Below are 12,418 nucleotides of genomic sequence, written 5' to 3'. Positions count from 1 at the left end.
GGATCGAAAAAACGAAAAGGAAATTGCCTCGATGGACGCCTGGGCGCGGCTGCAGCGGGCGAGCAGCGCGGTTCTGGGGCGGGTCGAGGCGCGGTTGAAGGCGGACGGTTTTCCGCCGCTTTCCTGGTATGATGTGCTTCTGGAGTTGAACCGGACGGAGGAGAAGTCCCTGAGGCCGGTGGAGATCGAAAAGCGCATGCTGCTTGCGCAGTACAATGTCTCCCGCCTCATCGACCGGCTTGCCGCGGCCGGCTATGTAGAAAAACGCAAAAGCCCCGAGGACGGCCGCGGCGTCGTGATCTGCCTTCTTCCCGAAGGCGAGGCGCTTCTGAAATCCATGTGGCCGTGCTACCGCGACGCAGTCGAAACCGAGTTCTCGTCTCGTCTCGGCGATGGAGACGCTGGGCTGCTCTGGCGGGTCCTCGGCAAGCTTCTGCCCTGACCACGTGAGGTCCTAACCCGTTCGCCAGAGGTGAACACACTGTTTCCGGACGGAGCGCCGGATCCCGACTATATGGTCTAACCGATCCGAACATTGAAGCCCGCGAGACCCATGACCGACACAACAAATCTGGACACACGCACAGGTCTTCCCGAAGAGTGGCTCTTCCTTCTGAAGGAACATCCGCGCGACGACTGGGAGGGGCATCGCAACCTCGGCCCGCTCTGCGAGTTCTGGCTCGCCCGTCACAACGGTTTCCGCCAGCTCGGCGGAATGCTCGACAGTCTTCTCACCGATTTCCGGGAGGACAGGATCAAGGCCGACCGCTTCGGCAGCCTCTTCGCACCCCGCCTGCAGCAGTTCCTGTCCGAGCTGCACCATCACCACCAGATCGAGGACCATCACTATTTCCCGGTCTTCATCGCGGCCGAAAAACGCCTCGTCGCAGGCTTCGAGTTGCTGGAAGGCGATCACGAGCTGATCCACCACCGCATCGATACGGTGGTCAAGAGCGCCAACAAGCTCTTCGGCCAGATGGGCACAAAAGACCGCGACGCCATCCGCCGCGCAGCCGACAGCTTCGCTGGTGTCAGTGACACGCTGATCACTGGCCTGATGCGCCATCTGGACGACGAGGAAGACCTGATCGTCCCGGTGATCCTCGATCGCGGCGAGCGGAAACTGGGGTTGTCGTAGTGGGACGAAGCACTCAAACGTTGCAGGCGTCGGATTGGTTCAGGGTGTCATCAACTCATTGCGTGCATTTCATCTCTGATTCTCGCATTTAGGATGACGATGATCTTTCTCATGAGAGCGGAAATGGCGACGATAGGCTTCTTTCCGTTTTCGATAAGTCTCTGATAGAAAGCACTTAATGGCCCTTTTGCTCTCGATCCTGCCAAGGCGGCCATAAAGACGCTTTTTCGGACTTCGGGTCGCCCCCCACGCATTTTGCGGTAGCCTTTAAGCGTCCCGCTGTCTCTGGGGTGCGGCGCCAGTCCCGCGAGAGACGCGGCTTGCTTGCGGGTCAGGCTGCCTAGTTCCGGCATCGTTGCCAGCAAGGCAATGGCTGTGCGTTCCCCCACGCCAGGCAAGGAACAGCAGATCTGCTTGCGGCGTGTCAGGGTTTGTGAGGAGGCGATCAGCTTCTCGATCTCCTCGTCGATCCGGTCGATTTGCCGCTGCACACAGGCAATGACGGTCTTGAAGGATCTCGCAAGCATTTTGTTCTCACCAGGGGCCTTCAGGCGGTTGGTCTCCGCAATCTTGAAGGCCATAAGGCTGTCCCGGCGAGCGACCAGTGCGGCCAGTTCACTCAAGGCCTTGTCTTTGAGCTGGAAAAGGGGGAGCCGTTTCCAGCGTTCTTCGCCATATTGCGCAAGAGCCATGGCATCGATGGCATCGGTTTTTGCCAGCCGGCCGAACGATTTGATGAATGCCTGGACCTTCAGGGTGTCAGCCCGGTGGCAGGCAACGCCCTGGGCCATCAGCTCACTGATCAAGGGTGCCTCATGTCCGCCGGTGGGCTCGCACACAACCAGTGTGCCCGGATCAAAAGAGGCGACCAGTTTGGCGATGGCTTCAGGCTCATTGCTGACGGTCTCCAGCGCCTGGCGGGTCTGATCAAAGACAACCAAAGTGTCTTTGGAAACATCAATGCCGACCACATTGGACGGAGCACTTTCAAGAACGGTCATGTCGGTGGTACCTTGTTCGTGCTTCGGATTGTTTGCGGGCGTGTTCACAGCGGCCCATCCAACTCTCCAAGCGGGAAAAGGAAGCGACAGGGAACCTTGATGACAACGGGTGAAAACCCTATCCCGGCTCGGTCGACTGTCACTGGTCTCCCGGAATGCAGTCCGGGAGACCAACCCCACAATAACACCACTACAAACAAACAACCCCGGCCGAAGCGAAGCGGAGAGCCGGGGCCTACTCGCTAGTGGAGCGAATTTGACATTTGAGTCCCGCTCGCGGCTAGGCTGATGCTCAAATGTCAAATTCAAAAGCTCCACTAGAACCATATATTTATCTAGTGGTTCTTATGATTCTGACATTTGCTCCAGCGCAAGCAGCAGCGGGATGCAAATGTCAGAATCGAACCACTAGTCAGCTTGCTGAAGCTTGAATTTGTTTACGGTTGCTGGCTGCGTGACTTCAGCTCTGGAAATGAGTAGGCCCCGGGTCTCCCTCCGGTCGCCCGGGGTGACACACGTTGTACTGTGAGGCTTTTCGGTCACTTTGGAGCAACACCATGCATTCCCAGGAACAACCCACTTGACTCCCGCCGCCTACTCCCGCATTTAAACTGGCATGACCAAGATGAGCGCAGCCTTTGTGTATTTTTATTACGTCACCGACATAAAGGCGGCTGCGTAGGATCTTGTTCACCCCATAGAAACCTCAAAAGCCGCCGCGTCAGGCGGCTTTTTGGTTTCTAACCCCAAGCTTCCTGGCGGGGGAACCAGGAAGCGACAATGACCAGACACATGATCGAAGCCGGAAAACCGGCGACCAAACTCAAATCGGAAGCACTTGCCGTGCTTCTGGAACGCGGACTCGTGCATCAATGCACGGACATCGAGGCGCTTGACGACACCCTGTCAAAAGGAACCGTCACCGCCTACGCCGGGTTCGATGCCACCGCCGCCAGCCTCCATGTCGGCCACCTGATGCCGCTGATGACCATGCGCTGGCTGCAGAAGCTCGGCCACCGGCCGATCATCGTGCTCGGCGGCGGCACCAGCCAGATCGGCGATCCGAGCTTCCGCAACGACGCCCGGCCGATGCTGGAAGAACGGCAGATCGCCGCCAACATCGCCACCATCCGCCGCTCCGTGGAGCGGCTGGTCGACATGCGCGGCGAGGACGGGGCCTTGCTGGTCGACAATGCGGAGTGGCTGAACGAGTTCCGCTTCCTGGAATTCCTCCGCGATTATGGCTCCCAGTTCACCGTCAACCGCATGCTGACCTTCGACAGCGTCAAGTCGCGTCTCGATGCGCAGATGCCGCTGACGGTGCTGGAGTTCTGCTACATGATGCTGCAGGCCGTCGATTTCCTGGAACTCGCCAAGCGCCACGACTGCGTGCTGCAGGTCGGCGGCTCCGACCAGTGGGGCAACATCGTCAACGGCGTCGAGCTCGGTCGCCGCGATGGCCGCAAGTTGCACGGCCTCACCGTGCCGCTGCTGACGACGGCAAGCGGCGCCAAGATGGGCAAGACGGCGGCCGGGGCCGTCTGGCTGCATCCGGAGCATCTGTCGCCCTTCGGCTTCTGGCAGTTCTGGCGCAACACCGCCGACGCGGATGTCGCCAAGTGCCTGCGACTCTTCACCGAGCTGCCGATGAGCGAGATCGAACGGCTGTCGGTACTCGAAGGCTCCGAGCTGAACGAAGCCAAGAAGATCCTGGCAACCCAGGTAACCGCCATCGTGCACGGTCCCGAAGAAGCCCGCTCCGCCCTGCAGCAGGGCGATGCGCTCTTTGCCGGCGAGGGCGAGATCCTGGAGCCGACCCACAGGCTGCCGCTGAAAACGCTTGCCGACGGGTTGGGGCTTCTGGAACTCGTCGTCGCAGTCGGTTTTGCCGCATCCAACGGCGAGGCAAGACGGCTGGTGGAAGGTGGCGGCGTGCGGCTCAACAACAGCATCGTCGACGATCCCCGCCGCCGCATCGCCACCGGCGACCTTCAGGCCGACGACCGCCTGTCGGTCGCCGTTGGCAGGCGGCGGAAGGCACTGGTCGGGTTTGAGTAATCGGACTGGTGGGATGCGGTCAGGCGGTCTGCCTGTCCTCGACCAAGGTGCTCGGCTCCAGCCAGCCGTCATAGCCGAAGACCTTCCCGATCAGCGGGAAGGTCACCTCGACCGAGAACCGGTACTTCCCGTCACGCACCCGCTCATGCCCGACTGCCTTGGGCGCGAGTGCCAACGGTACGGGAAGTGGGCCAAGAGACACTGTCTCCGGTGTGAGGTCGATGCCTTCCGTTGTCGCCGTAACCCGCATCTTGAAGAGGAACGGGCCAAGCCACTCCAGCATGCAGGGATAGGCCTCGCCTGTACCCGCCATCATGTCTGTCTGAAAAGGCTGCCCATCAAATCGCCGCGTCCAGCGCTCGCCGCCACTTATCGGTTCGAACGTGGTTTCGACCGGAACGTTTGGTCGTGCTTCCGGTAATTTGGCGAGACGGCAAATCAATCTGACGGCCCATCCGTCGCCGCGGCTGACATCGGCCGTTCCCTTGGCGACCCGGGCAAATGTGTGCATTTCCCGGATCTTGTCCGGAACGCTGTCGAAAGCGGAGCCGAGAATGGATTGGTAGAGGCTACGGGGCATTAAGAACGCACAATGATCGGATTCGAATGCGCAAGTCAGAGCATTGATTTGCGAGGAACACAACCTGCTTTCGCAGAGAATGGAAAGGAGCGAAAAACCGTTTTCAAGCATATGATACTTGAACTGTGCTTTCTGCTTGCTCCCCTCGCCCCCGCAAGGGGGGAGAGGGGAGTAAGGGGTGGTTTTGGCCCTTCGACAATATCGTTCGGAAACGTTTGCCAGCAATCAATGCAAAAAGCAGAAAAGCCGGGGCAAGCCCGGCTTCTCCAGTTTGGCTCAGCTCTGTGCCGACTGTATCTTTGCCCGGTAGTCTTCCACCGGCAAACCTCCGATCCCCCAGTTCTCCATCTCCACCTCCTCGATCACCACGAAGGTGGTGGAGGGGTTCTTGCCGAGGACGTCGACCAGAAGATCGGTCGTACCCTTAATCAGCTTTGCCTTCTGTTCGGGCGTGACGCCTTCGCGGGTTACCTGGATGTTGACATAAGGCATATCAGGTTCCTTCCGTTGCGCGGGGTCTGATTTCAAAGACTTTCGCCATGATCTGCCAGCGGCCAACGTCGCGGACAAAGGTCAGGAAATCAGTGAAGTCCTTGTCGCCGATGGAGCAGCGCACCCGCGCGAAAGCCGTGTTCTCGCCGGCGAACTGGATCTCATCGATGGCGTCCCGGCGGGTTTCGCCGCGGGACGCCGGTGACTGGCGGGCTGCGACGACAGGGACGTATTCGTCCATGGTCCGGTAGAGCAGGGGTGTCTCGTCCGCCGTGGCGTAGATCGCCTTTGGATGGAACACCTTCTGGAGCAGATCCGTGTCGCAGTGATAAAGCGCGTCGAAATAATCGGAGATAACCGCTTCCAGCGCTTCCCTTGCTGCACTCATGCCGCCAGGCCTTCTTGCTGCAAGGTCTGCAGTGTTGCCGGACGGGCGCTTATCCGGGCGACATAGGCTTGCGTTTTCGGCCAGGCGTCCAGCGACACGCCGATGAAATTGGTCCAGTTGAGGATGACGAAGGCATAGGCATCGGCGACGGAGAAGACGTTGCCGAAGAGATAATCATTGCCGTCCTTCAGGAATGCATCGAACTGGCCGATCCTGGCTTCGAGCTTCTTCATGTGCTCCGCTTTCTCGGCCTCGGAAAACTCCTTGCCGGAAAAGAACGGGCTGAAGGCCTTGTGCAGTTCGGAGGAGAGGAAGCTCAGGAGTTCCAGGGTCCGGAAGCGATCGACGGGCAGTCCGGCAGCATCGGAGGCGATTGCCGGATATTGTTCGCCGAGCCAGTGCAGGATCGCGACGTTTTCCGTCAGCACATCGCCGTTGTCGAATTGCAGTGCCGGCACATACCCGCGCGGATTGGTGCGCGCATAGGGCGCTCCGCTTTCCGTGAGGCCTGCCCCGGTGTCGACTTTCTCCAGGCTGTAGTGAGCCCCCACTTCATTGAGCAGCAGGTGGGCCGCCATCGAACAGGCGCCGGGCTTGTAGAAGAGTTTCATCGAATGTTCCTTCGTTCGTGTCGATGCCAGGAAGGTGTCCATTTTGGTTTCCATTGACAAGCAGGTTTCTTTTGGTAACTTGCATTCTCGAGTTACCTGCCGGAAACCTTATGATCCCGGCGTGACCTTGGAACCGGCCAGAAACCTTCCAGAAACCGGCCAGGAACAAGATAGAAATCGAACAGCCCATGTCTTTGAAAGTCCGCAAGAATCTGAGCCCGAAGCCGCCGCAGGTCTGCAGCCTGACCCAGTGCATGCAGGTGATCTCCGGCGCCTGGGCACCGAATGTCATCTGGAGCCTGCGGGCCGGTCCGCGCCGCTTCAACGAACTGAAGATCGACATTCCACCGGTTTCCGGAAAAGTCCTCTCCCAGCGTCTCTCGGAGCTCGAGGGGCGCGGCGTGTTGCTGCGCCATGTCCGCCCGACGTCTCCCCCTTCGGTGGAATACGAGCTGACAGATCTCGGCCAGGAACTGATCCCGGCGCTCGAGGCCATCGTCGAGGTGGGGCACAAGCTCAAACTGCGGCATGACCTGAATTTGGGCATTGAAGCTGTGGCCGCCGAATAGTCGGGCTTCGAGGCAAAGCCGCACCCGCCGGCTCTTTCGTTCTTGCCACGCCGTCTGACGTCTCGCACGGATATTGCCAGGAACATCAAACACCAGCTGACGAGTGCGATTCCGGAGCAAGTTTTCTGCAGGATAGCCCGGCCGGATTGTGCCTGGAAGGTGGTGATTGCGGCAGCTTGCCTGCATGAAACTGCCTTTGGGGAAGGTTTCGGACGGCAGCTGCGGCATCGGCGTTCATCATGATTCGATCCCGTTGCGGGATCACCTTGTATTTCCCGATATTTCCGGATTAATTGCAACAAGTGCAATTAACGGTTCTTTAACCATTTGAGCGGGACGAGATGCCTCAGATCTCCGAGAGGATGCCATGGGTCGACGCTGCCAAGGGGTTTGGCATCCTGCTCGTCGTCGCTGGCCATTCCCTGCGCGGGATCGATGCTGAAGGACTGATAGATCCGGTCGTGTTCTCGACCATCGATCACCGCATCTATTCGTTCCACATGCCGCTGTTCTTCATGATTTCCGGCCTGTTCTTTCTACCGCAGCTGCAAAAACAATCGGCTCATGAATTTCTTTGGAGCAAGTGTTTCCGGCTGATTTATCCGCTGGTGCTGTGGACCTATATCTTCGTGGGACTGAAGTTCGCGGCCGATATTCTCGCCGGTCGTCCTGTGGAGTGGTCCAATCTTATGGTCCTGCCGTTTCCGGGCCAATGGCACTTCTGGTTTCTGTGGGCTCTCTTTCTGGTTCAGTTGCTGCTTCTGGCGGCGAAACCGCTCCTGAACCTGGTGACCACCCGCGCCTTTGCCGTTTCGATTCTGGCTGTGTCGGTTCTGCTTCTGCTCCTGAAGAGCGTCCTGCAGCAGGCGCTTCCGTGGGCCGAAGGGCTGCTGATCGCGCTGCCCTATTTCGCCATCGGCATGCTGTTGGGCCAGTTGATGAACCGTCTGCCGCCAATCCCGGTTCTGTTTCCTGTTGCCACATTTTGTGTCCTCATCTGGCTTGAACCACAGATCGCTTCCGCCGGACTTCTGGCCCAGACGGGTCTTGCCATGGTGCTGAGCTGCTGTGTCCTGGCGGTCTTTTCCCGCCTTGCCGATGAACGGCTTGTTCGCTTGGCCGCCGTGCTGGGGGTGGCCTCGATGGCGATCTTTGTCAGCCACACGATCTTCTCCGCCTTCTTGCGCGAGATGCTCCTGCAAGCGGGCATAACCGATACGGTAACCCATGTGTGCTGCGGGATCGCAATCGGGCTGCTTGGCCCCTTGACGCTCTTTTTCCTGACGCGCCGACTTGCCATGAGGCGCTGGCTCGGGTTCTGACGAAGCTAGTGGAGCGAATTTGACATTTGAGTCCCGCTCGCGGCTAGGCTGATGCTCAAATGTCAAATTCAAAAGCTCCACTAGAATCATATTTTTATCTAGTGGTTCTTATGATTCTGACATTTGCTCCAGCGCTAGCAGCAGGGGGATGCAAATGTCAGAATCGAACCACTAGCAAAAACAAGCGGGGCGGCCCTGGAAGGACCGCCCCGCTGGACGTTTGTCTGTCAGTAAAGCCGGCCAGGCGTCAGAAGAAGCCGAGCTTGTTCGGATTGTAGCTGACCAGCATGTTCTTGGTCTGCTGATAGTGATCCAGCATCATCTTGTGGGTCTCGCGGCCGATGCCGGACTGCTTGTAGCCGCCGAAGGCCGCATGGGCAGGATAGGCGTGGTAGTTGTTGACCCAGACACGGCCCGCCTCGATGGCGCGGCCGAAGCGGTAGCAGCGGTTGGCATCGCGCGACCACACGCCGGCCCCGAGGCCGTACATGGTGTCGTTGGCAATGGCGAGGGCTTCGGCTTCGTCCTTGAAGGTGGTGACGGAGACGACAGGGCCGAAAATCTCCTCCTGGAAGACCCGCATCTTGTTGTGGCCCTTCAGGATGGTCGGTTGGATGTAGAAGCCGTCGGAGAGGTCACCGCCGAACTTGGCCTCGCCGCCGCCGCACAGCACTTCGGCCCCTTCTTCGACACCGATGGTGAGATAGGAGAGGATCTTGTCCTGCTGCTCGCGGCTTGCCTGGGCACCGACCATCGTTTCAAGCGACCGCGGGTCGCCTTGCTTGATGGCTTTGACGCGGGCGATCGCCCGTTCGATGAAGGCCTCGTAGATGTCTTCCTGGATCAGGGCACGGCTCGGGCAGGTGCAGACCTCGCCCTGGTTGAAGGCAAAGAGCACAAAGCCCTCGATGGCCTTGTCGAGGAACGCATCATCCTCGCGCATGACGTCGGAGAAGAAGATGTTCGGCGACTTGCCGCCGAGTTCCAGCGTCACCGGGATCAGGTTCTCGGTCGCATATTGCATGATCATGCGGCCGGTCTGGGTGGAACCGGTAAAGGCGATCTTGGCGATGCGGTTGGACTTGGCGAGCGGCGCACCGACTTCGGCGCCATAGCCGTTGACGATGTTGAGAACACCGGCGGGCAGAACATCGCCGATGAGTTCGGCCAGCACCATGATCGCGGCCGGTGTCTGCTCGGCCGGCTTCAGCACGACGCAATTGCCTGCGGCGAGCGCCGGAGCGAGCTTCCATGCAGCCATCAGGATGGAGAAGTTCCACGGGATGATCTGGCCGACGACACCGAGCGGTTCGTGGAAATGATAGGCGATCGTGTCGGCGTCGATCTCCGACATGGTGCCTTCCTGACCGCGCAGGACGCCCGCGAAGTACCGGAAATGATCGACGGACAGCGGAATGTCCGCCGCGGTCGTCTCGCGGATCGGCTTGCCGTTGTCCCAGGTCTCGGCCTTGGCCAGCAGGTCGAGGTTCTGCTCCATCACATCGGCGATCTTGAGCAGGACATTGGCGCGTTCCGCTGCAGGTGTCCGGCCCCAGCCGTCCTTGGCCGCATGGGCCGCATCCAGTGCCAGCTCGACATCGGTTGCGTCCGAGCGGGCGACTTCGCAGACATTGCCGCCGGTGATCGGCGTGATGTTGGAAAAATAGCGTCCGTTTACCGGAGCGACGAATTTGCCGCCGATGAAATTGTCATAGCGGGACTTGAACGGCGACGTGGTGTCGACGGCAAAGCTCGGCATCTGGTTCATGGTAGTTCCTCCATTTGCCCGGTCCTCCACCGGGGATGGGAGGAGAGTGGCAAAGGCTTCCGAACCAGGGTAGCGGAGGTGGGAAGACGGCTGTCCGGATGTGTCTCAGTTCTGAGACAGGTCTGGAAAGGTTCAGTCGATGGCGAGCCGCTTCATGCGCCGGTAGAGCGTTGCGCGGCCAACGCCGAGCGCCCGGGCGGCCTCCGAGACATTGCCCCCGGCACGGGCGAGGGCGCGCATGACAGCGGCCCGTTCGGCCTTTTCAAACCCGTGAGCTCCGTCTTCCCGGCCGAGGAGATCCGACGCCGGCAAGGGCTTGATCGGCCCCGTCGCCCCAAGGCCGAAGACCTTGCGGGCGGCCCGGGTGGCGCCAAGCACGATGTCGTCGGCATTGACCGCCAGCAGCATCGCAGTGTCGCTGGTCTCGTGATCGGCGACAACAATGCGGGCGGCGGGGAAGGCCGCGCGGAAAGTCTCCACCTCGATCTGCCTTGCCGTCTGGGCGACCATGGCGGCAATCAGCCGGTTGAAGGTTTCCGTCTGGTCGGACCGGGCGGAGGAAACGTCGAGGGCGCCGGCAAGACGACCGTCCGGGCCGTAGATCGGCGCATCCATGCAGCTCATGCCGACATTGCGGGCGAGGAAATGTTCCTGTCCGTGCACGATCATGTTGCGCTCCTCGGCAAGGCAGGTGCCGATGCCGTTAGTGCCGACCGAAGCTTCGCTCCAGTTCGTGCCCTGGCAGAGGCCCCAATCCTGGAAGACCGCCGCATCCGCCGCCATCGAGCGCTGGTCGAGGACAACGCCCTCCGCATCGGTCAGGAGAACCGTACAGCCGGACTGGCCGACGAGGCCGAACAACTGGTCCAGCTTCGGCGCCGCGATTTTCAAAAATACGCCGGTCTCCTCGCGCCGCCTGTGCAACTGGTCGTCGCCCATCCGTTCCGGTGCGCTGCGGGTGGCCGGATCGAGGCCATGCTTGTCCATCGACCGCCGCCACGAGGCTGCGATCCGGGACAGCGCTGGGGCCGATCCCGACTGCACGGTGCGCAGGACTGTTTCGACATGATCCTTCATGGCCGCAATCATGACCGCTTGCCTCCCGGTATCCGGTGAGGTCTTCCGGTCCGCTCCTCCCAAGAACGTTCAACCGGCGGCAGGATGGCTTGGCCGGCTCAGGAATTCAAGCTTGCCTTAAGGATCGGGCAATTGACCCATTGTCTGCCGCTTGCCACGTTGGTCTGTGCGGAAGAGAAAACGGAGACAGAAATGCTGCGATGGCGGGAAGCGGGATTGTTCGTTCTTGGTCTGCTGCTCGCTGCCTGGTCGGTCGGCGACTGGGTGCAGGTGCGCGCCCTCAAGAAAAACGGACTGGAAGCCGAGGCCTGGGTCACGGTGAAACGACAGGAGGACAAGATCGGTATTCGCCAGCTCGGATACGATTACCTGATTTCCTACACCTAAGAGGTGGACGGCAAAGCCTTTGAAGCCGACCGCATGAAACTGTCGAAAGGCGTCTGGGAGGGTCTGCCCGCCATGGGCCCGATCCCCATCCTTTACAGTCCGGAAGTGCCGCGAAGGTCCCGGCCGCTTCTGGCTGTGCAGCGCAAGGAGTTTCCAATGCTTGGCATCTTCTTCGGCCTGGTGATTGCGGGTCTCGGATTGGCGGCGCTGGTCGAACGAAAAAGAAGATAGGTCTTGCATCCAGGACCGGAGCGCGTCCGGTTCCTGCCGATCTGCCGGCAAGTATTGTCATTTTTCAAGATAGATTTATTTGCTGAAACGAAGTTCTTCAGAGCATTCGGCCGCCAAGACCTGAATAAATCGTGAGGAAGTTTGCAAAAGCTGAATGACTTACGGAAAACTGGCGAAAAGGGTTTAAAGGCGTCGTCATAAAACTGTTATATTCCGTAGAGTTGTGCCGATCGAGGGCGAGCCATGTACGGAATGGTGAACGAGGGAATTCGCACCTTCATCCTCAGCAATCACGGGGCGGAAGCCTGGCGGACGATCTGCAACAAGGCAGGTCTTGAGGAACGCGAATTCGAAAGAATGTCCAGCTACGACGATGCGATCACCTATGATCTCGTCGGCGCTATCTGCGACTATACGGGCTTGACGGCCCCGGAAGTCCTCAATGTCTTCGGCAAATACTGGGTCGAATATGCCGGCGGGTCCAATTTCGGCAGCCTGCTGCGGCTGTCGGGCCGGTCTTTCGTCGAACAGCTCAAGGGCCTGGACGATATGCACGACCGGGTGCTGCTCTCCATGCCCCACCTGAAGCCGCCCTCGTTCGAAGTCGACCAGACCGGCGAGCGGACCTGCGTCCTCCACTATTTCTCTGAACGCGATGGCCTTGCGCCCATGGTTGAGGGGCTTCTTCACGGACTGGCACGGGAAACGGGAGAGAAAATCGAAGTCGAACAGATCCTGTTCAAGTCGGCGGAAACGGACCACGATGCTTTCGAGATCAGACTGCTCGACTGAAGCC

The 12,418-nt window shown here is 59.8% G+C and carries 16 protein-coding genes; 9 read left to right on the top strand and 7 right to left on the bottom strand.

Annotation, left to right across the window (positions count from 1 at the left end; all coding sequences use genetic code 11):
- Positions 1-31: 31 nt before the first annotated feature.
- Both ACX3M4_RS11160 and ACX3M4_RS11155 read left to right on the top strand, forming a co-directional pair.
- Complete coding sequence (locus ACX3M4_RS11160) at positions 32-442, top strand: MarR family winged helix-turn-helix transcriptional regulator (RefSeq protein WP_459358655.1); 411 nt, start codon at positions 32-34, stop codon at positions 440-442.
- Positions 443-553: 111 nt separating this feature from the next.
- A complete protein-coding gene (locus ACX3M4_RS11155; RefSeq protein WP_459358654.1) occupies positions 554-1,138 on the top strand; it encodes a hemerythrin domain-containing protein in 585 nt (194 codons plus the stop codon).
- 50 nt (positions 1,139-1,188) lie between these two features.
- Here the strand turns inward: ACX3M4_RS11155 and ACX3M4_RS11150 are convergent, their stop codons facing one another.
- Positions 1,189-2,139, bottom strand: coding sequence for an IS110 family RNA-guided transposase (locus tag ACX3M4_RS11150; RefSeq protein WP_459354410.1), 951 nt, complete (start codon positions 2,137-2,139; stop codon positions 1,189-1,191).
- A 780-nt stretch (positions 2,140-2,919) separates the two neighbouring features.
- On the opposite strand from ACX3M4_RS11150, the gene tyrS reads away from it, so the two are divergent.
- Positions 2,920-4,197 carry a tyrosine--tRNA ligase gene (gene tyrS / locus ACX3M4_RS11145; RefSeq protein WP_459358653.1) on the top strand — a complete coding sequence of 426 codons (1,278 nt, stop codon included), beginning with the start codon at positions 2,920-2,922 and terminating at the stop codon, positions 4,195-4,197.
- A gap of 19 nt (positions 4,198-4,216) precedes the next feature.
- Here the strand turns inward: tyrS and ACX3M4_RS11140 are convergent, their stop codons facing one another.
- The 4 genes from ACX3M4_RS11140 to ACX3M4_RS11125 all read right to left on the bottom strand — a co-directional run bounded on the left by ACX3M4_RS11140 (position 4,217) and on the right by ACX3M4_RS11125 (position 6,310).
- The gene (locus ACX3M4_RS11140) at positions 4,217-4,777 is read right to left on the bottom strand and encodes a DUF4166 domain-containing protein (protein WP_459358652.1); all 561 of its coding nucleotides are present in this window, start codon (positions 4,775-4,777) and stop codon (positions 4,217-4,219) included.
- A 276-nt stretch (positions 4,778-5,053) separates the two neighbouring features.
- On the bottom strand, positions 5,054-5,269 hold the full coding sequence (locus ACX3M4_RS11135; protein WP_459358651.1) for a tautomerase family protein: 216 nt from the start codon (positions 5,267-5,269) through the stop codon (positions 5,054-5,056).
- Position 5,270: 1 nt separating this feature from the next.
- Positions 5,271-5,657, bottom strand: coding sequence for a nuclear transport factor 2 family protein (locus tag ACX3M4_RS11130; RefSeq protein WP_459358650.1), 387 nt, complete (start codon positions 5,655-5,657; stop codon positions 5,271-5,273).
- On the bottom strand, positions 5,654-6,310 hold the full coding sequence (locus ACX3M4_RS11125; protein WP_459358649.1) for a glutathione binding-like protein: 657 nt from the start codon (positions 6,308-6,310) through the stop codon (positions 5,654-5,656). Before ACX3M4_RS11125 ends, ACX3M4_RS11130 begins: the two co-directional genes overlap by 4 nt.
- A gap of 146 nt (positions 6,311-6,456) precedes the next feature.
- On the opposite strand from ACX3M4_RS11125, the gene ACX3M4_RS11120 reads away from it, so the two are divergent.
- The 3 genes from ACX3M4_RS11120 to ACX3M4_RS11110 all read left to right on the top strand — a co-directional run bounded on the left by ACX3M4_RS11120 (position 6,457) and on the right by ACX3M4_RS11110 (position 8,159).
- Positions 6,457-6,837: a winged helix-turn-helix transcriptional regulator gene (locus ACX3M4_RS11120; protein WP_459358648.1), complete on the top strand. Its 381-nt coding sequence runs from the start codon at positions 6,457-6,459 to the stop codon at positions 6,835-6,837.
- Positions 6,838-7,003: 166 nt separating this feature from the next.
- The gene (locus tag ACX3M4_RS11115; protein WP_459358647.1) at positions 7,004-7,168 is read left to right on the top strand and encodes a hypothetical protein; all 165 of its coding nucleotides are present in this window, start codon (positions 7,004-7,006) and stop codon (positions 7,166-7,168) included.
- Between the two features lie 10 nt (positions 7,169-7,178).
- Positions 7,179-8,159 (top strand): acyltransferase family protein, encoded by a 981-nt coding sequence (locus tag ACX3M4_RS11110; protein ID WP_459358646.1) that lies wholly within the window; start codon positions 7,179-7,181, stop codon positions 8,157-8,159.
- 247 nt (positions 8,160-8,406) lie between these two features.
- On the opposite strand, the gene adh is transcribed toward ACX3M4_RS11110, so the two are convergent.
- On the bottom strand, positions 8,407-9,927 hold the full coding sequence (adh, locus tag ACX3M4_RS11105; RefSeq protein ID WP_459358645.1) for an aldehyde dehydrogenase: 1,521 nt from the start codon (positions 9,925-9,927) through the stop codon (positions 8,407-8,409).
- A 132-nt stretch (positions 9,928-10,059) separates the two neighbouring features.
- A complete protein-coding gene (locus ACX3M4_RS11100; protein ID WP_459358644.1) occupies positions 10,060-11,016 on the bottom strand; it encodes a GAF domain-containing protein in 957 nt (318 codons plus the stop codon).
- 180 nt (positions 11,017-11,196) lie between these two features.
- On the opposite strand from ACX3M4_RS11100, the gene ACX3M4_RS11095 reads away from it, so the two are divergent.
- The 3 genes from ACX3M4_RS11095 to ACX3M4_RS11085 all read left to right on the top strand — a co-directional run bounded on the left by ACX3M4_RS11095 (position 11,197) and on the right by ACX3M4_RS11085 (position 12,414).
- Positions 11,197-11,391, top strand: coding sequence for a hypothetical protein (locus tag ACX3M4_RS11095; RefSeq protein ID WP_459358643.1), 195 nt, complete (start codon positions 11,197-11,199; stop codon positions 11,389-11,391).
- Between the two features lie 33 nt (positions 11,392-11,424).
- Positions 11,425-11,622, top strand: coding sequence for a hypothetical protein (locus ACX3M4_RS11090; RefSeq protein ID WP_459358642.1), 198 nt, complete (start codon positions 11,425-11,427; stop codon positions 11,620-11,622).
- 243 nt (positions 11,623-11,865) lie between these two features.
- Positions 11,866-12,414 (top strand): heme NO-binding domain-containing protein, encoded by a 549-nt coding sequence (locus tag ACX3M4_RS11085; RefSeq protein ID WP_459358641.1) that lies wholly within the window; start codon positions 11,866-11,868, stop codon positions 12,412-12,414.
- Positions 12,415-12,418 lie beyond the last annotated feature (4 nt).

The organism is Roseibium sp. M-1 (assembly GCF_054515675.1).
Note: the sequence above shows the minus strand (reverse complement) of the source record. Positions and strands in the feature narration are given on the sequence as shown.